The sequence below is a fragment of the Streptomyces sp. NPDC006711 genome (assembly GCF_042869775.1).
In the GTDB taxonomy this organism is placed as follows: Bacteria; Actinomycetota; Actinomycetes; order Streptomycetales; family Streptomycetaceae; genus Streptomyces.
In genome coordinates this window covers 12,245-29,568 of the sequence record NZ_JBIAGO010000005.1, presented here as the reverse complement: position 1 = coordinate 29,568, position 17,324 = coordinate 12,245, and the positions used below count along the sequence as shown (strand labels likewise).

Annotated in this window: 18 protein-coding genes; 7 read left to right on the top strand and 11 right to left on the bottom strand. The window is 71.8% G+C overall.

Going from position 1 to position 17,324, the window contains the following annotated elements; genetic code table 11:
• The first annotated feature begins 154 nt into the window (after positions 1-154).
• A complete protein-coding gene (locus tag ACFYM2_RS12880; protein WP_359001251.1) occupies positions 155-616 on the top strand; it encodes a MaoC family dehydratase in 462 nt (153 codons plus the stop codon).
• Between the two features lie 61 nt (positions 617-677).
• Here the strand turns inward: ACFYM2_RS12880 and ACFYM2_RS12875 are convergent, their stop codons facing one another.
• The 3 genes from ACFYM2_RS12875 to ACFYM2_RS12865 form a co-directional block, all read right to left on the bottom strand.
• Entirely contained in the window at positions 678-1,313 is a 636-nt protein-coding gene (locus ACFYM2_RS12875; RefSeq protein ID WP_359001254.1) for a TetR/AcrR family transcriptional regulator, read from the bottom strand.
• A gap of 71 nt (positions 1,314-1,384) precedes the next feature.
• Positions 1,385-1,672 (bottom strand): YiaA/YiaB family inner membrane protein, encoded by a 288-nt coding sequence (locus ACFYM2_RS12870; RefSeq protein ID WP_359001257.1) that lies wholly within the window; start codon positions 1,670-1,672, stop codon positions 1,385-1,387.
• A 79-nt stretch (positions 1,673-1,751) separates the two neighbouring features.
• A complete protein-coding gene (locus ACFYM2_RS12865) occupies positions 1,752-2,903 on the bottom strand; it encodes an acyl-CoA dehydrogenase family protein (protein WP_388835864.1) in 1,152 nt (383 codons plus the stop codon).
• 85 nt (positions 2,904-2,988) lie between these two features.
• Between ACFYM2_RS12865 and ACFYM2_RS12860 the strand changes: the two genes are divergently transcribed.
• Positions 2,989-3,633, top strand: a complete 645-nt coding sequence (locus tag ACFYM2_RS12860) for a TetR/AcrR family transcriptional regulator (RefSeq protein WP_388458913.1) — start codon at positions 2,989-2,991, stop codon at positions 3,631-3,633.
• Between the two features lie 93 nt (positions 3,634-3,726).
• Here the strand turns inward: ACFYM2_RS12860 and ACFYM2_RS12855 are convergent, their stop codons facing one another.
• The 4 genes from ACFYM2_RS12855 to ACFYM2_RS12840 all read right to left on the bottom strand — a co-directional run bounded on the left by ACFYM2_RS12855 (position 3,727) and on the right by ACFYM2_RS12840 (position 8,618).
• Complete coding sequence (locus tag ACFYM2_RS12855; protein ID WP_388835861.1) at positions 3,727-4,806, bottom strand: Zn-dependent alcohol dehydrogenase; 1,080 nt, start codon at positions 4,804-4,806, stop codon at positions 3,727-3,729.
• Between the two features lie 79 nt (positions 4,807-4,885).
• Positions 4,886-6,280 carry an aldehyde dehydrogenase family protein gene (locus ACFYM2_RS12850; protein WP_359001264.1) on the bottom strand — a complete coding sequence of 465 codons (1,395 nt, stop codon included), beginning with the start codon at positions 6,278-6,280 and terminating at the stop codon, positions 4,886-4,888.
• Positions 6,281-6,380: 100 nt separating this feature from the next.
• Complete coding sequence (locus tag ACFYM2_RS12845; protein WP_388835859.1) at positions 6,381-7,799, bottom strand: CitMHS family transporter; 1,419 nt, start codon at positions 7,797-7,799, stop codon at positions 6,381-6,383.
• 243 nt (positions 7,800-8,042) lie between these two features.
• Positions 8,043-8,618 carry a TetR family transcriptional regulator gene (locus ACFYM2_RS12840; RefSeq protein WP_388458907.1) on the bottom strand — a complete coding sequence of 192 codons (576 nt, stop codon included), beginning with the start codon at positions 8,616-8,618 and terminating at the stop codon, positions 8,043-8,045.
• A gap of 147 nt (positions 8,619-8,765) precedes the next feature.
• Here ACFYM2_RS12840 and hmgA point away from each other — a divergent pair, with 147 nt between their 5' ends.
• From hmgA to ACFYM2_RS12825, 3 genes are read left to right on the top strand one after another with little or no spacing between them, the layout of a single operon-like run.
• Complete coding sequence (gene hmgA / locus ACFYM2_RS12835) at positions 8,766-10,100, top strand: homogentisate 1,2-dioxygenase (protein WP_388835856.1); 1,335 nt, start codon at positions 8,766-8,768, stop codon at positions 10,098-10,100.
• Positions 10,101-10,123: 23 nt separating this feature from the next.
• The gene (locus tag ACFYM2_RS12830; protein WP_359001276.1) at positions 10,124-10,873 is read left to right on the top strand and encodes a GntR family transcriptional regulator; all 750 of its coding nucleotides are present in this window, start codon (positions 10,124-10,126) and stop codon (positions 10,871-10,873) included.
• Between the two features lie 24 nt (positions 10,874-10,897).
• Positions 10,898-12,097, top strand: coding sequence for a type ISP restriction/modification enzyme (locus ACFYM2_RS12825; RefSeq protein ID WP_388458904.1), 1,200 nt, complete (start codon positions 10,898-10,900; stop codon positions 12,095-12,097).
• Between the two features lie 36 nt (positions 12,098-12,133).
• Here ACFYM2_RS12825 and ACFYM2_RS12820 read toward each other — a convergent pair whose 3' ends face one another.
• Both ACFYM2_RS12820 and ACFYM2_RS12815 read right to left on the bottom strand, forming a co-directional pair.
• A complete protein-coding gene (locus ACFYM2_RS12820; protein ID WP_350229516.1) occupies positions 12,134-12,667 on the bottom strand; it encodes a GNAT family N-acetyltransferase in 534 nt (177 codons plus the stop codon).
• A 53-nt stretch (positions 12,668-12,720) separates the two neighbouring features.
• The gene (locus ACFYM2_RS12815) at positions 12,721-13,428 is read right to left on the bottom strand and encodes a TetR/AcrR family transcriptional regulator C-terminal domain-containing protein (RefSeq protein ID WP_388835853.1); all 708 of its coding nucleotides are present in this window, start codon (positions 13,426-13,428) and stop codon (positions 12,721-12,723) included.
• Positions 13,429-13,492: 64 nt separating this feature from the next.
• Here ACFYM2_RS12815 and ACFYM2_RS12810 point away from each other — a divergent pair, with 64 nt between their 5' ends.
• On the top strand, positions 13,493-14,455 hold the full coding sequence (locus ACFYM2_RS12810) for an ATP-binding cassette domain-containing protein (RefSeq protein ID WP_388835850.1): 963 nt from the start codon (positions 13,493-13,495) through the stop codon (positions 14,453-14,455).
• Positions 14,452-15,234: an ABC transporter permease gene (locus tag ACFYM2_RS12805; RefSeq protein ID WP_359001289.1), complete on the top strand. Its 783-nt coding sequence runs from the start codon at positions 14,452-14,454 to the stop codon at positions 15,232-15,234. The genes ACFYM2_RS12810 and ACFYM2_RS12805 overlap by 4 nt, the downstream gene beginning before the upstream one ends.
• 192 nt (positions 15,235-15,426) lie before the next feature.
• Here ACFYM2_RS12805 and ACFYM2_RS12800 read toward each other — a convergent pair whose 3' ends face one another.
• Complete coding sequence (locus tag ACFYM2_RS12800; protein WP_350229520.1) at positions 15,427-15,690, bottom strand: hypothetical protein; 264 nt, start codon at positions 15,688-15,690, stop codon at positions 15,427-15,429.
• A gap of 368 nt (positions 15,691-16,058) precedes the next feature.
• On the bottom strand, positions 16,059-16,868 hold the full coding sequence (locus ACFYM2_RS12795) for an SGNH/GDSL hydrolase family protein (protein ID WP_359001292.1): 810 nt from the start codon (positions 16,866-16,868) through the stop codon (positions 16,059-16,061).
• Positions 16,869-17,324: the final 456 nt, after the last annotated feature.

Sequence of the window (17,324 nt, the reverse complement as noted above, 5' to 3'; positions counted from 1 at the left end):
GGGCAGCCCCGGAGCCGTCGCGGGCCCCCGTCCCCGCACGGCCCCGGCGCCCGGTCGCTCGTTGACAGGACCCTCCACCCGAACCATGCTGAGGTTGCTGAGCAAGCGCTTGGCCAGGACCGCGAGAGCGTCGTGAGAGGCAGGGACCAGGGACATGGCAGAGCCGAGGATCTTCACGTCCGCCCAGGAGCTGAGGGCCGGCGTGGGCGAGCAGCTGGGACACAGCGACTGGCTGGAGATCGACCAGAAGCGGATCGATCTGTTCGCCGACGCCACGGGCGACCACCAGTGGATCCACGTCGATCCCGCGCGGGCCGCGGCCGGCCCCTTCAAGACGACGATCGCGCACGGCTACCTCACGCTCTCGCTGCTGCCCACGCTGGTGCCGCAGGTGCTGCGCGTGGAGGGCATGAAGATGGGCATCAACTACGGCACCAACAAGGTCCGCTTCCCCTCCCCCGTGCCGGTCGGCTCGCGGCTGCGCGCCACGGCCGAGTTGACGGAGGTCGTGGAGGCGGGCGGAGGCGTCCAGGTCACCGCGAAGGTCACCGTCGAACGCGAGGGCGGCGACAAACCGGTGTGCGTGGCGGAGTCGGTCTCGCGCTACTTCTTCTGAGCACGGCTTCTTCTGAGCGCGGCTTTCTCTGAGCACGGCTTTCTCCGAGCACGGCACGCCGTCAGGTGCGTGCGCCGACCATCCGCAGCACGAGGCCGGCGTAGAGCGCGCCGACCTCGTCGGGCGTCCTGCGGCCCTCGGTGTTGAACCAGCGGGCCACGTCGATGCAGAGCGAGAGCACGGCGAGCGTGGTCCCCGGCACGTCCGGCACGTCGAACTCCCCTGCGGCCACGCCGTCGTTGAGGATGCCGCGCACCGCCGCATCGCTGCGGCGGCGCAGTTCCACGATCTCGGTGCGGTGCTCCTCGCCGAGCGCGTCCAGCTCGTACTGGACCACGCGGGCCGTCATGTGGTGGCCCGCGTGCCAGCGGACGAAGGAGCGCACGGCGGCGGCGAGCCGTTCGGCCGCGCTCCCCTCGCCCTCGGCGGCGGACCGCAGGATCTCCAGGGCCTTGTCGTGGCCGATCCGGCTGATCCGGTGGAGCAGTTCTTCCTTGGTCTTGTAGTGGATGTAGAGCGCGGCCGGGCTCATCCCGGCCCGGCCCGCGATGTCCCGGGTGGTGGTGGCGTGGTAACCGCGCTCGGCGAACGCCTCGACGGCGGCGACGAGCAGCCTCCGCGCGGCCTCCGGCGTGACCTCGCCCCACGGCTTCTCCTCGCCGCCGGCCGTCTCCTTCGTCACGTCAGCCGTGCCCATCGCTCGCCCCTTTCGTCCGTCCGCGCTTCGTTCAGCAGGACGAACACCATACCCCGAGGGTGAGCAAGCGCTTAGACCTTCTGGAACGGGTCGTGTTCGGCGAGCAGCTTCTCCAGGCGCGCCTGATCGACGCGGCTGACGATCTGGCCGGCCTCCTGCCGGTCCCTGATCACCTTGGCGAGGGTGAAGGCGGACGTCACCAGGTAGAGGACCGCCATGGCGAGGAAAGCCCGCACCCAGGCGTCGGCCTGGAGGCGCAGGATGCCGACCGCGGTGGCGCCGAGCGCGATCGAGAAGGCGGCGACGGCCTGCCCGTAGTAGGCCGCGGTGTTCTGCTGCTTGACCTGTGTCTCACTCATGACCGACAGCATGCAGCGGATGCGGCACCTGCCCCATCCGCTCGCGTACTCAGTACGTACTCAGGTGCGCCGGGACCGCTCAGAAGGCCGAAACCCCGGTCTCCGCGCGGCCGATGATCAGTTTCTGGATCTGGCTCGTGCCCTCGTACAGGGTCATGACACGGGCGTCGCGCAGCAGCTTTCCCACCGGGTACTCGTCGATGTAGCCGTAGCCGCCGAAGACCTGGACGGCGTTGTTGGCGGCCCGTACCGCGGCCTCCGACGCGAACAGCTTCGCCTTGGAGGCGGCGGTCGCGAACTCCTGGCCACGGTCGATGAGATCGGCGACCCGCCAGGTCAGCAGCCGGGCCGCGTCGACGTCCACCGAGATGTCGCTGATCAGCTCCTGGACCAGCTGGTAGTGCGCGATGGGCTTGCCGAACTGCTCGCGTTCGCCGGCGTAGCGCACGGCCGCGTCCAGGGCCGCCTGCGCGATGCCCACGCAGCCGGCGGCGACCGACATGCGGCCCTTGGCCAGCGCGGACATCGCGAGCGAGAAGCCCTTGCCCTCGGGGCCGATGAGGGCGCTCGCCGGTACGCGTACGCCGTCCAGGACCAGTTCGGCGGTGGCCTGGCCGCGCAGGCCGAGCTTGCCGTGGACGGTGCGGCGGGTCAGACCGGGAGTGTCGGTGGGGACCAGGAAGGCGGAGATGCCCCGGTGGCCCGGCGTGTCGTTGGTGCGGGCGAAGAGCAGCACCACGTCGGCCCAGGTGCCGTTGGTGATGAACATCTTCGCGCCGTCGATCACGTAGCTGTCGCCGTCCCGGACGGCCCGGGTGGAGAGGTTGCCCGCGTCCGAGCCCGTGCCCGGCTCGGTCAGGCCGAAGCAGCCGATGGCCTCGCCCGAGGTGAGCCGGGGCAGCCACGCGCGCTTCTGCCGCTCGTCGCCCCAGGCCGCGATGGTCTTGGCGACCAGGCCGAGCGAGACGGACACGATGCCGCGGACCGAGGAGTCGCCCCGGCCCAGCTCCTCGGTGACCAGGCAGTAGGCGAGGTGGTCGCCGCCCGAGCCGCCGTACTCCTCGTCGATGGTGAGCCCGAGGAAGCCGAGCGCGCCCAGCTTCCGCACGATCGACTTGTCGACGTTCTCCGCGCGGTCCCAGGCCACGACGTGCGGGGTCACCTCGCGCGCGACGAACTCCTCGGCGAGCTGCCGGACGGCCGCCTGCTCCTCGCTCAGCTCCAGGTTCATGGGCTCAGCTCCAGGTTCATGGTGGGTGCACCCCAGATTTAATTACCACTGCTAGTTTTTGGTTGCCGGGCCTACTATGTGCCGCATGGCCCGACCGCGCAAGCCCCTCCTGAGCACCGACCGCATCGTCGCGGCGGCGAGCGCGCTCGTGGACGCGGAAGGCCTCGCGGCCGTCTCGACCCGCCGCCTCGCAGCCGAGCTCGGGGTCAGCGGGCCCTCGCTCTACAACCACTTCCGCACCAAGGACGAGATCCTGGAAGCCGTCGCGGACGCCACCTCCGCACAGGTCGATCTGTCGATGTTCGAGGAGGGCGACGAGCGCGACTGGCGTACCGCCCTGCACGACTGGGCCCTCGCCTACCGCGCGGTCCTGACCCGGCATCCCCACATCGTCCCGGTGCTCGCCCAGGGGCCGGGCCGGCGCCCCGCGGGCCTCAGGCTCGCGGACGCGGTGTTCGGCGCGATGGTCGCCGCGGGCTGGCCGCCCGCCCAGGCGACCCGCATCGGCGCCCTCATGCGGTACTTCATCATGGGCTCCGCGCTCGGCTCCTTCGCCCGCGGCTTCGTGGACGACGAGACGGCGTACGATCCGGCCGACTATCCCCACCTCGGCCAGGCGCACCTCCTCGCCGAGCGGCAGGAGGAGATCGACGAGGGCGCGTTCGAGACGGGCCTGCGGGCGCTGCTCGACGGGCTCGCGCTCCAGTACCCGGCGGCGCGGGACGCCTGATCGTGCCTTCGCGCCAGGCGCGGGCCGCCTGGTCGTGCCTTCGCACCGAGCGCGGGCCGCCGCGCCTGGCAGCCCACGCCACTCGGAGGGTTCCTAGAACACCACCAGCGCCCTGCCCCCCTTGCCCGCCAGCATGTTGTCGAAGGCGGCCGGGATGGCGATCAGGGGGATGCGCTCGGACACCAGGGACGCCAGGTCCAGCCGGCCCGCGCGGATGTGGGCGGCCAGGACCGGGAGGTCCTTGGCCGGGTCGCAGTTGCCGTAGACGCAGCCCGCCAGGGTGCGGCCCCAGTGGAAGATCTCCAGGGCGTTGAAGGTGACCTGCTGGTCCTTGCCGCCGATGCCGACCACGGTGGTGCGGCCGCCGCGCCGGGTGGACTCCCAGGCGGTACGGATCGTCACCGCGCGGCCCACGCATTCGACGGCCACGTCCGTGCCCTGGCCGCCGGTGAGCCGGCGGATGTCCTTGGCCGTGGTGTCCGAGGCGAGAACGAAGTCGGTGGCCCCGGCCTCCCGGGCCAGTTCCTCCTTGTCCGGGGAGACGTCGACGGCGATGATCTGCCCCGCGCCCGCGATCCGCGCGGCCTGGAGCGTGGCAAGGCCCACGCCGCCCGCGCCGAAGACCGCGACCGTCTCGCCCTGGCGCACCTTCGCCGAGTGGTGGATGGCCCCGTACCCGGTGAGCACCGCGCAGCCCAGCAGCGCGGCCTCGGTGAGGGGGATGCCGGCAGGGAGGGGGATGACGCAGTTCTCCGCGACGACGGTCTCCTCGGCGAACGCGGCGACGTTCAGACCGGGGTGGAGCTGCGTGCCGTCGGCCGTGCGCGCGTACACCGAGGCCGCGCCGGCCAGGGCGTTGACGCAGAGCCACACCTCGCCGAGCGAGCAGGGGTGGCAACTGCCGCACGAGGGAGCCCAGTTGAGGACGACCTGGGCGCCGGGCGCGACCGAGGTGACCCCGTCGCCCACGGCGACGACGGTGCCCGCGCCCTCATGGCCGAGGACGGCGGGCACCGGGACCCGCATGGTGCCGTTGGTGAGCGAGAGGTCGGAGTGGCAGACCCCGGCGGCGGCCAGGCGGACCCGGACCTGGCCGGGACCGGGCTCGGGCAGTTCGATGTCGGTGATCTCCAGCGGAGAGCCGACGGCGGGCAGTACGGCGGCGCGAACCATGTGGACGTGACTCCTGAAGCGAGCGGCGGGAAGCGAGGGCGAGAAACGGGGGCAGGAAGCGGGGGCAGGAAGCGGGGGGTCAGAACTGGAGCGACTTGGTCTGGAGGTACTCCGTCAGACCGTGGACGCCCAGTTCGCGTCCGACCCCCGACTGCTTGTAGCCGCCGAACGGCGCCAGGGGGTTGAACCGCCCGCCGTTGATGTCGACCTGGCCGGTGTCCATGCGGCGGGCGAAGGCGACGGCTTCTGCCTCATCGCCCGCCCAGACGCCGCCGGCCAGGCCGTACACCGTGCCGTTGGCGATCCGCAGGGCGTCGTCCTCGTCCTCGTACTTGATGATCGAGACGACCGGGCCGAAGATCTCCTCCTGCGCGATGGTCATCTCGGGGGTGACATCCGCGAAGACCGTCGGCGTGACGTAGTAGCCCCGCTCCAGGGGCGCTTCGGGGCCGCCCGCCACGATCCGGGCGCCCTCCCGGACCCCCTGCTCTATGTAGCCGCGCACGCGCTCACGCTGCTTGGCGTTGACCAGCGGGCCGACGCGGTCGCCGACGGTGTACTTGGCCGCGGCCGCCGAGGCCAGCTCGACGGCTCGGTCGTACTGGCCGGCGTGGACCAGCATCCGCGTCCAGGCGCTGCACGTCTGGCCGGAATTGCTCATCACGTTGGCGACGCCCACCTGGACCGCCTTGGCGAGGTCGGCGGAGGGCAGGATGACGTTGGCGGACTTTCCGCCGAGTTCCAGCGCGACGCGCTTGATGGCGGCGCCCGCCGTGGCGCCGATCTGCCTGCCGACGGCCGTCGAGCCGGTGAAGGAGACCAGATCCACCCCCTCGTGCTCGGCCAGTGCCTGGCCCGCGACCGGACCGAGGCCGGTGACCAGGTTGAACACACCGGCGGGCAGGCCGGCCTCGTGCACCGCCTCGGCGAAGAGCTGCGCGGTGAGGGGTGTGTCCTCCGCGGGTTTGAGGACCACCGTGCAGCCCGCCGCCAGCGCGGGTGCCACTTTGTTGACGATCTGGTGCAGCGGATAGTTCCAGGGCGTGATCGCGCCGACGACACCGGCCGGCTCCTGGTGGACGGTGGAGTTGCCGATCCGATCCTCGAAGGCGTACGAGGCCGCGAGTTCGGCGTAGGAGCCGGCGATGGCGATCGGCAGGCCCGTCTGCACGCTCTGGGCGAAGGGCAGCGGGGCGCCCAGTTCGGCGCTGATGGTCTCGGCGATCTCGTCCTTGCGGGCGGCCAGGCCGTCGCGCAGGGCCGCGAGCCGGGCGGCGCGCTCGGCGGGCGGGGTCGCGGCCCAGGCAGGGAAGGCCGCGCGGGCGGCGCGCACGGCGGCGTCGACGTCCTCGGCCGTGCCCGCGGGGACCTCGGCGATGACCTCTTCGTTCACCGGGTTCACCACCGCGATGCCGTCCCGGCCCGCGGCGGCTCGCCACGCTCCGTCGATGTACATGCCGTCGTGGGCCTTCATCGCATTTCCTCCCGAGCGGGCCGGTGTCGTCCGTCGCACAAACTAGCGCCGTTAGTTTTTGGGCGCCAGAGGCACCCCGCGCCCCGGGCCGCGCGCGACGTCAGATGATGCCGAACAGGATGCCCGAGCCCAGCACCACCAGACAGGTGAGGGCCGCCCACTTCACGGTGAAGCGGGTGTGGTCGCCGAACTCCACCTTGGCCATGCCCACCAGGACGTACACGGCGGGCACCAGCGGGCTCGACATGTGCAGGGCCTGCCCGGCCAGCGAGGCGCGGGCGATCTCCAGGGAGGAGACGCCGTGTGCGGCACCCGCCTCGGCCAGCACCGGCAGGACACCGAAGTAGAAGCCGTCGTTGGACATGAAGTACGTGAGCGGCAGGCTGAGCAGTCCGGTGACGAGCCCCATCTGCGAGCCCGTGCTGTCCGGCACGACACCGACCAGCCAGTCGGCCATGTGCTTGACCATGCCGGTCCCGTTGAGCACGCCGGTGAAGACGGCGGCGGCGAAGACCATGCCGGAGACGTTGACGACATTGTCGGCGTGGGCGGCGATGCGGGCCTTCTGGGCCGGGATGTGCGGGAAGTTCACCGTCAGCGCGAGGGCGGCGCCGATGAGGAAGAGCACCGGGATCGGCAGCCACTCCATGATCATGGAGGTGAGCAGGGCGACGGTGAGCAGCGCGTTGAACCAGTACAGGCGGGGCCGCAGCGTCTCCCGTGCGGCGTCGAGCCCCTGGAAGTCGTCCTCGCCCTCCGGGGCGTCCGTGCCGGGACCGTCGCCCGGGACACCCGGGGCCCGGTCGGAGCCGGTCGTGGCCGGGGCGTCGCCGGAGCCGCCCGCACCCCCCGCACCCACGAGCACCGTCTCGCCGTGCGGCGTGAGGACCTTGTCGAGCGAGAGGTAACCCACGCGCCGGCGCTCGCGCATGCCGAGGACGTAGGACAGGACGAGGACCGCGACCAGGCCGACGGCGAGCGCGGGGATCATCGGTACGAAGATGTCGGAGGCGTCCACCTTGAGCGCGGTCGCGGCACGGGCCGTCGGACCGCCCCAGGGCAGCGTGTTCATGACGCCGTTGGCGATGGCGGCGACGCCGGTCATCACGACCAGGCTCATCCCGAGCCGCTTGTACAGCGGGTACATCGCCGAGACGGTGATCATGAAGGTGGTGGAGCCGTCGCCGTCGAGCGAGACGATCGCGGCGAGCACCGCGGTGCCGACCACCACCCGCATCGGGTCCGCCTTGCAGAAGCGCAGGATGCCGCGCACGACGGGGTCGAAGAGGCCCACGTCGATCATCACGCCGAAGTAGATGATCGCGAACATGAGCATCGCGGCCGTCGGCGCGAGCGAGCCCACGCCCTTGATGACGTAGTCGCCGAGGTGGGCTCCTTTGCCGACGAAGACGCAGAAGAGAGCGGGGATCAAAACCAGCGCCGCGATCGGCGACATCTTCTTCAGCATGATGAGGACCAGGAAGGTCGCGATCATGGCGAAGCCGAGGATGGTCAGCATGGAGGACACCTAACGTTCACCCTTGAACTCCCGCCGGGGGCCGGCGGTGCGGATGACGTTAGGTGGCCGATTCTGGCCTTAACAAGACGTTGACACCTGAGCAATACGAGCAAAACTCCAGGTCACGCGGGCCCCGGCTGCTCGCCGCCCTCGACGAGCGGCGCCGGGCGCGCCCCTGACGGCAACGCGCGGGCCCTGGGCGCATACCGACCGGTAGGCAGGCGCGGGAGGCCCCGCGCGCCCTCAGTCCAGGGTGCGGGCGAGGTAGGCGTGCAGGAGCTGGCGGGTTTCGGCGACGATGGCCGGGTCGCCCTGCGGATCCGTGCGGAAGGCCAGGCGCAGGGTGGCGTCGGCCGCCTCCACCGCGACCAGGATCGTGCGGCGCAGATCCGCGTCCAGAGTGCGGCCGAACTGCGCGGGCAGGAGTTCGGCCAGGCGCGCGGCCAGGAGGTGGTTGGCGTCGGCGTCCGGGTCGGGCACCGGCTGGGGGCCGCCGAAGTCGACCAGGTTGAACCCGGGCACCGTCTGTTTCAGGACGAGGTATTCGTCCAGGACCGCGTCCACCGCGCCCCGCCAGTCGGCCGCCTCGATCGTCGCGAGGCGCGCGTTGATCATGCCGGCGTACCGGTCGAGGTTGCGGGCTGCCAGCGCCTCGGCCATGGCGCGCTTGTTGGGGAAGAAACGGTAGACCGAGCCGATGGGCACGCCCGCGCGCTGGGCCACGGCCCGCGTGGAGAGGTCTTCGTAACCGGTTTCGTCCAGGAGTTCGGCGCAGGCGTCGAGTATCCGGGACAGCCGCTCGGCGCTGCGCTGCTGCACGGGCGTCCGGCGGAGGTTCGCGTGGAGATCAGGAGCAGGAGACACCCGCCCATCATCCCCCGGGCGGCCGGTTTTGCCGTTGACGCGACCGCATCGTAATCCTACGGTTGAGCATAGGATTCCGGCACGGCAGCAGGAGAGCGCACGATGACGACACCTACCGGCGGACAGGCGCGGAAGACCGCGGAAAGCCTCGGCTACTCCCGCGGCTTCGGCAATGAGCACAGCTCGGAGGCGGTCCCCGGCGCCCTCCCGCACGGCCGCAACGCACCCCAGCGCGCCCCGCTCGGCCTGTACGCGGAGCAGTTGAGCGGGTCCGCCTTCACCGAGCCCCGCGCGCACAACCACCGCTCCTGGCTGTACCGGATCCGGCCATCGGCCGCGCACCCGCCCTTCACCCGCGCCGACAACGGCCATCTGCGCACGGCGCCCTTCACCGAGACCGTGCCCGACCCCAACCGGCTGCGCTGGAACCCGCTGCCCGAGCCCCCGGCGGGCACCGACTGGCTGGCCGGCCTGTGGACGCTCGGCGGCAACGGCGACGCGACGCAGCGCACGGGCATGGCCGTGCACCTCTACCACGCCAACGCCTCGATGGAATCACGGGTGTTCAGCGACGCGGACGGTGAGCTGTTGATCGTCCCCGAGCGCGGCGGCCTGCTCCTGCGCACCGAGCTCGGCCTGCTCGCCGCCCACCCCGGCGAGGTCGCCCTGATCCCGCGCGGCGTGCGCTTCCGGGTCGAGCTCCTGGACGAGAGCGCCCGCGGCTACGTCTGCGAGAACTACGGGCGGCCCTTCGAACTGCCCGAGCTCGGCCCGATCGGCGCCAACGGCCTGGCCAACGCACGCGACTTCCGCGCCCCGCTCGCCGCGTACGAGGACCACGAGGGGCCCGTCGAGGTGGTCAACAAGTTCTGCGGCAACCTCTGGAGCGCGACCTACGACCACTCCCCCCTCGACGTCGTGGCCTGGCACGGCAGTCACACGCCGTACGTCTACGACCTGCGCACCTTCAATGTCATCGGCAGCATCAGCTACGACCACCCCGACCCCTCGATCTTCACCGTGCTCACCTCGCCGTCCGACACCCCGGGCCTGGCCGGCGTCGATTTCGTGGTGTTCGCACCGCGCTGGCTGGTGGGCGAGGACACGTTCCGCCCGCCGTACTTCCACCGCAATGTGATGAGCGAGTACATGGGCCTGATCGAGGGCGCGTACGACGCGAAAACTGCCGGTGAAGGGGGCTTCGTGCCGGGCGGCGGCTCGCTGCACAACATGATGTCCGCGCACGGCCCCGACCGGGAGACCTTCGACCGCGCGAGCGCCGCCGAGCTGAAGCCGCAGAAGATCGACGACGGCCTTGCCTTCATGTTCGAGACGCGCTGGCCGGTCACCGCGACCGGCCAGGCGGCGACGGCGGACCACCTCCAGCGGGGCTACGACGACGTGTGGCAGGGTCTTCAGCGCCACTTCCGCTCCTGAGCACCGCCTGATACGGAATCCCTGTGACCTCCTCCTTCGCACCCGACTCGCTGGTCCTGAACCGGAAGCTCCCGCTCTGGTACCAGGTGTCCCAGTCACTGCGCGCCTCGATACTGGGGCGCACCCCCGACGCCTCGCTGCGCCTGCCCACCGAGGAGCAGCTGGCGACGCACTACGGGGTGAGCGTTCTGACGATGCGTCAGGCGCTCAAGGAGCTGGAGGAGGAGGGCCTGATCAGCAGGCACCGGCGGCGCGGCACGTTCATCGAGCCCTCGGCCCGGCGGGCCTCCCCGGTGCGGCTGCTCGGCTCGATCGACGCGATCGTGGCCCAGCAGTCGGGCGAGCGCACCACGATCCTCGGCCACGGCCCCGAGGCGGTGCCCGGCGATCTGGCCGAGCACTTCCCGGACTGCGCCGAGGTCGTGGCCTACCGGCGGCTGCGCTGCGACGAGAGCGGCGAGCCGACCAACTGGGCGTACAACGCGGTGCGTCCGAAGATCGCCGCCGCCATCGAGCTGGCCGATCTGGAGCGCTGGCCGATGACCAAGGTGCTGCGGGACGCGGTCGGGGTGGACATCGCGCGCATCACGGACACGGTGGAGGCCCGCCTCGCCGACCCCGTCACCGCCGGCCTGCTCAGGGTGCCGCTGCTCTCGCCGATCCTGCACTACACGGGGGTCACCTACGACGGGAGCGGCCGGGTCGTGGACGTGGCCCGGATCCACTACCGCGGCGACCGGTTCTCGTTCTCGATGACGGTCGAGGCCCGCTGATACGGGCGCGTCATCGTCACTAGCATGCTGGGCGTGAGCGATGACGTGCCTCTCCTCGACGACCTCATGCCCTGGTCGGTGGCCCCGCTGCGGCTCGGACGCGACTGGGTGGTGGCGCCGGACGAGCAGACCCTGCGCGCCCGCTGGGACCTGCTCGTACGCTCCGAAGGGGCCGAGCGGGAGCGGCTGTTCGCGCCGACCCGCTCCCGTACGCTCTCCTCCCCCGCCGCCGCCCTGCCCGGCCGGACCGGCGGCACCGGGCCGCTCGCCCGTGAGCGCGGCGCCTGCCCCCGGCCGGTCCGCCTGCGGTACGGGCCCTTCGACGAGCAGTGGCTCCTCGCGGACCAGCGCCTGATCGACGCGGCCCGCCCGGAGCTGTGGCGGGTGGCGGACGAGCGCCAGCTCTTCGCGGTGGAGCAGGCGTACGCCCCGAAGACCCCGGGGCCGGCCCTGACCGTCTCGGCCGCGCTGCCCGACGGCCGCTCCCCCACCGGGCGCCCGGGCCGCGTCCGCCCCCTGTACCGCCGCCCCGGCGGCCTCGAACCGAACCTCGCGCCGGGCCTGCTCGCCCTCCTGTCCACGACGTACGCCGTCGAGGTCACCGCGCCCGATGTGCTGGCCTGGGCGGTGGCGGCGGGGCGGGCGGGCCCGGCGGGGTGCGCGGTGGCGCTGCCGCGCGATCCCCGCCTGTGGTGCGCGGGCGTGGCGCTGGGCCACCGGATGACCGCCGTGATGACGCGCGGGGCACGCGGCGGCGACAAGCCCCGGCTGCCCGGCGGGCGCCGTCCCTATGTGCGGGCCGCGCTGCCGGCCCGACCGGAACAGCTGCGCTACGACGCCGCCGAGGACGCCCTGCGCGTGGGCGACGAGGGACGGATCGCGCCGGTGCCGGACTCGGCCTGGGAGTTCGAGGCGGGCGGGGTGCGGCTGCTGCCGTGGTGGTTCCAGCGGCGCACGGAGCCCGCCGAGCCGGGCACGCTCGCCGCCGTCGGGCCCTCGGCCTGGCCCCAGGAGTGGACCTCGGACCTGCTCGAACTGATCACGGTGCTCGCGCTGCTGGCCGAACTCGCCCCGCAGCAGGCCGAGTTGACGGCGGGGCCGCACCTGACACGCACGGACCTGCGGGCGGCCGGGGTGCTGCCGGTGGCGGACGCCGCACGGCGTCCGGCCTCCGTGTTCGACCACCACGAGGAGGGCCCGGGCGGACAGTTCGCCCTCGTCTGACGCCCCGGCCGCTCGGCGGGACGCGGGCCGCCCGGATCAGGCCTCGTACTCGGTCAGGTCGATGGAGTGGATGTTCAGGGCGTGCCCGAACTGCGGGTGGACCGTCTCGCGCTCCAGCTTCATCCCGAGCTTGCGCATCACGTTCTCCGAGGCGTCGTTGCCCATCCGGGAGATGCTGATGACGCGGCCGAGCCCGCGGTCCTGGAGGGCGAACTCCAAGGCGGCGTGCGCGGCCTCCGAGGCGTAGCCCTGGCCCCAGAAGGGCCGGCCGAGCCGCCAGCCGATCTCCACCTCGTGGGAGACCTCGGGCAGGAAGTGGGGCACGGAAAGACCCGTGAAGCCGATCATCTCGCCGGAGCCCAGGAGCTCGACGGCGAAGAGCCCGAAGCCCTCGTCGTCCCACTCCTCCTCCCAGCGCTCGATGTCGGCGGCGGTGCGGTCCAGGTCGCGCACCGAGCCGTCGCCGATGTAGCGCATGACCTCGGGGTCGGCGTTGATCTCCGCCATGGGGACGAGGTCGTCGTCGGTCCAGCGGCGCAGCAGGAGGCGGGGGGTGCGGATCTCGGTCATGGGGCCATCCTCCCCCGACCGGGGCCGCGCCGGAAATCCGCCCCCGCGGCCCCTCACTTGTCGAAGGCGCCGATGGTCCTGGCCAGGGCCCGCTCGAAGACCGCGTCCAGGTCGATGGGGCCCGAGTCCTCGGTGAAGGCGGCGGCCAGGCGCGGATAGCGGCCGGTGGCGACCTGGCTGAAGAGGTAGGCGATCCGCACGCCCTGCTCCTGCTCCGGGGACCAGGGCAGTGAGCGGGTCCGTTCGGCGGTGGCGATCTCGTTGGCGACGTAGGTGGTGACGACGCCGTTGACGGAGGCGATCAGCTCCATCTTGGTGCCGTACGTCGCCTCCAGCGGGTCCAGGACCGTCATGCAGTGCTCCAGGTACCGCAGGGCGTTCGGGCTGAAGCCGTAGACCGGGGACATCAGGCGGGGCACCCAGGGGTGGCGGTGCATCAGCGCCCGGGTCTGATGGGCGAGGGCCATCATGTCGGCCTTCCAGTCGCCCGTCGGGGCACTCAGGTCGTACTCGGCGCTGACCGCGTCCACCATCAGCTCGTACAGGTCCTCCTTGCGCGGCACGTAGTTGTACAGCGACATCGTTCCGCAGCCCAGTTCGGCAGCGACATGGCGCATGGAGACCCCGTCGATGCCCTCCGCGTCCGCGACGCGCACGGCGGCGGCCGCGATGTCGGCACGGCTGAATGCGGGCCTCGGGCCCCGTCCGGCGCGCTCGGGGCGCGCCCAGATCACTTCTGGTTCAGCAGGTCGCCCTGCCATGGATCATCACCTCGCTCACCATCGTAGTTACGTACGCCGTACGTAGTGCGCTATGGTGAGCCGTATGACAACTACGTACGCTGTACTTAGTGAAGGTCTGGAGAAGCGGTTCGCCGACGTCCACGCGCTGCGCGGGCTCGATCTCGCGGTGGCCGAGGGCACCGTCTGCGGGATCCTCGGCCCCAACGGGGCGGGCAAGACGACGGCGGTGGGGCTGTTGACGACGCTGCTCGCGCCGGACGGCGGATCGGCCCGAGTGGCCGGGTACGACGTGGTGCGCGAGCAGGACGCGGTGCGCCGGCACATCGGCGTCACCGGCCAGTCCACCTCGGTCGACATCGAACTCACCGGGCGCCAGAACCTGCGCCTGTTCGCCAAGCTGCACGGCATGCGCGGCGCCACGGGGCGCGCCCGCGCCGACGGACTCCTGGCCGAGTTCGGTCTCGCGGACGCGGCGGACCGGGCCGCCGGCACCTACTCGGGCGGCATGCGCCGCCGCCTCGACCTCGCGGCGAGCCTGCTCACCCGCCCCCGGGTGCTGTTCCTCGACGAGCCCACCACCGGCCTCGACCCCCACAGCCGCAACCAGATCTGGGCCGCCGTACGCGCGCTCGCGGACCAGGGCGCCACGGTGCTGCTCACCACGCAGTATCTGGAGGAGGCCGACCAGCTCGCCGACGACATCGTCCTGATCGACCGTGGCCGGGCCGCCGCCACCGGCTCCCCGGCCGAACTCAAGGCCCGGATCGGCTCCTACGCCGAGGCCGTGGTGACCGGTGAGGCCGCGCTGGCCCAAGCAGCCACCGCCCTGCACCGGTTGACGGGCGCCGAGCCCCGGCTCGACCCCGTCAGGCGCACCGTGGGCGCCGTCTGCCTCGACCCCACGCTCACCGTGGCGCGCATCGTGCGCGAACTGGACGCGGCCTCGGTGCCCCTGCTCGACGTGAACCTGCGCCCGCCCACCCTCGACGAGGTGTTCCTGCGCCTCACCGACACCGCCAACTCCCGCGAGGAGACCGTGACATGACGTCGCTCACCCACGACAGCACCGCACTGCTCGGCCGCCAGCTCCAGCGCCTCAAGCACGCGCCCGGCGTGCTGATCCTCACCCAGACGATGCCGATCACGATGCTCCTGTTCTTCGGCTACGTCTTCGGCAGCGCGCTCGCCACACCGGGCGAGCGCTACCGGGCCTTCCTGGTACCGGGCCTCCTGGTGGCGACCGCCGCCAACGGCCTGATGACCGGCATGTTCCAGGCCGCCCAGGACTCCCACCGAGGGGTGATGAACCGGCTGCGCACCCTGCCGATGAGCCGGGCCGCGGTGCCGCTCGGCCAGAGCGCGGCCGATCTGCTCACGCACGCGGCAGGCACGATCCCCTTGATGGCGGTCGGGTTCGCGGTCGGCTGGCGCGCCGAGCGCGGACTGCCGGGCCTGCTCGGCGCGTTCGGACTGCTGCTGCTGTTCCGCCTCGCGGCCACCTGGGCGGGGCTCTTCCTCGGCCTGCTCACCCGCAGCGAGGAGGCGGCGGGACAGCTGGGCTCGGCGACCTTCGTCCTGCCCCTGCTCTCCAACGCCTACATCCCGACGGACCACCTGCCGGGCTGGCTGCGCGCGATCGCCGAGTGGAACCCGATCAGCGCGCTCTCCTCGGCCGTCCGGGATCTGTGCGGCAACGCCTCGCCCACGCAGGGCGCCGCCTGGCCGGTCGCCCACCCGGTGGCGGGCTCGCTCGCCTGGTGCGCCTTGCTCCTGGCCGTCTTCGTGCCGCTTGCGATACGCCGCTACGCGCACTCGGGCCGCTAGTTACTACACCCGGGGCACCTTCCCCGAGGCCTGAACGAGCCCCGCACGGGCCTTGAAGGCGCCCTGAAGGACCAGGGGAGAGGGAACCCCGCGCAGCCCCGCGAGCCCTGGGAATGACGGACGAGCGGGTGCCGGGCTGCGCCGGGACGGCGTGATCGCCGGAACGCGGTACGCGTGATGTCGGGAGTGGATTCAGCCGCGGCTGCCGAAGAGCGAGCGGCGCAGCCGCCGCAGTGGCGCGAAGAGCGAGACCCGAGCGGTCCTGCTCCCGCGGGTGTGCGCGACGTCACGCGAGGTCAGCTCGCGCATCAGCAGCGTCGCCTCGGCCGCCTCGCGCTGCGGGACGGCGGGACCGCCGAGCACCGAGAGATGGCGGTCGAGCCGCGAGCTGGTCGCGGTGCTTCCGCAGGTGATCGCGGGCACTCGCGCCCTGCTGCGCACTGTTATCTGTTCCATGTCACTCCCCACCCGTACGAGGGCACCCGGCCCCGGGCAGGGTAACCCTATCGCCCCCGCGTCACACGCGTGTATCCCGGTGACGGGATTCACCTCACGCGGCGCCGTGTTGACGAGGATTCGCCGAATCCAGGTGATTCCAGGGCGAGTTGGACAGGTTGCCGCTTGGTCGTCACGCAGTGTCGCGCCCCTGTTTGCACGAGCGACGCGACGCCGTTCAAGGAGGCGGCGGCCGCGCCCCTTGGGTGACGTGCGCCGAGGAGAGCCCGACGAGCGGGCCCTCCTCGGCGCCGACGCCCGCCGGCCGAACGCGCCGGACGGGCGGACCTGGACGCGTGGTTCCGGGCGGCACGGAACCGGGCGCCGGATCAGGCGGCGCGGGTGAAGGCGGGCAGGTAGGCGCCGGACTGGCCGGCGGCGGTCGGGTGGTAGGACTCGCCGATGTTGGTCCATACGACGCTGTTGAGCCACGGGCTGCTGGAGCAGATCTCGTGGTTGGTGAAGCCCGCCACGACGTCGGCGAAGCTGAAGCCGTGGTCGGCGGCGCGCTTGGCGGTCACCGTGTTGAGCTCGTCGGCGGCGCCGTTGATGGCCGAGCGGGAGTTCTCGCTGAGACCGGCGACGCAACTGCCGCCGATCTTGTAGAAGTGCGGGTAGCCGATGACGACGACGTCGGCGTTGGGGGCCTTGGATCTGATCGCCGAGTACACCGAGTCGAGCAGGCCCGGCAGCGTCGAGTCGACGTAGGCGCGGGCCGCCGCCACCTTGCTGAGGCAGGTGGACTCCGAGTACAGGACACAGTTGGTCATGACGTCCGAGAAGCCGGCGTCGTTGCCTCCGATGGTGATCGAGACGAGGTCGGTGGTGGAGCTCAGGGGGCCGAGCTGGCTTGCCGTCACATCACCCGTACGAGCGCCGGAGCAAGCGGTGAAGTCGAACGAGGCGGGTGAATGCGCCGCCGCCCACAAGGCCGGATAGGCCCTGGTGGAGCGCTTGCAGCTGCCGCTCGAACTGTCGTAACTCCCGGAGCCGACACCGGAGGAGTACGAGTCGCCGAGGGCCACGTAGTGGGATCCGGCCGCCTGGGTTGCCGCCGCTGCCACGCCGGCCCCGGTGAGGGAAAGCGCGGCAGCCAGCACGAGCGCCCATGCATAAGCCGCGATTCGGGACAGTTTCATGGAACCTCCTTGTAGCGGGTTTTCCGCCACGGCAGTGGTACCAGCCGGTACGAGTCGCGGGAAGTGTCCATGCCAAGAACGTCGGACGGACATCTGTGCTTATCCGGTGATCCGTCAGCAACTCGCGGGTAATCCTTCACCGGAGGACCACACTCCGCTGACGCTCCGTCACACTCCTTGCGCCCGTGGTGATGTGCCGTCTTGACGCGACTGTCCGGACTGCGCCACATTGAAGCCTCGCATCCGGCGCATCGGGGGGAACCGTCGCCAATGCAGACCATCAGTGACAGACCGGCGGAGAGTGCGGCGCGCGGCGCCGACCCCCCGTCCGTCCTCGCGGGAGCGACGCCGGCCATCTCGGCCACCGGCGCGGCCCCGGCGCTCTTCACTCCGGACGCCGCCTCGCGCGCCCCGCTCGCGCTCTGTCCGCCGGGCGCGCGGCATTCTCCATTTCGT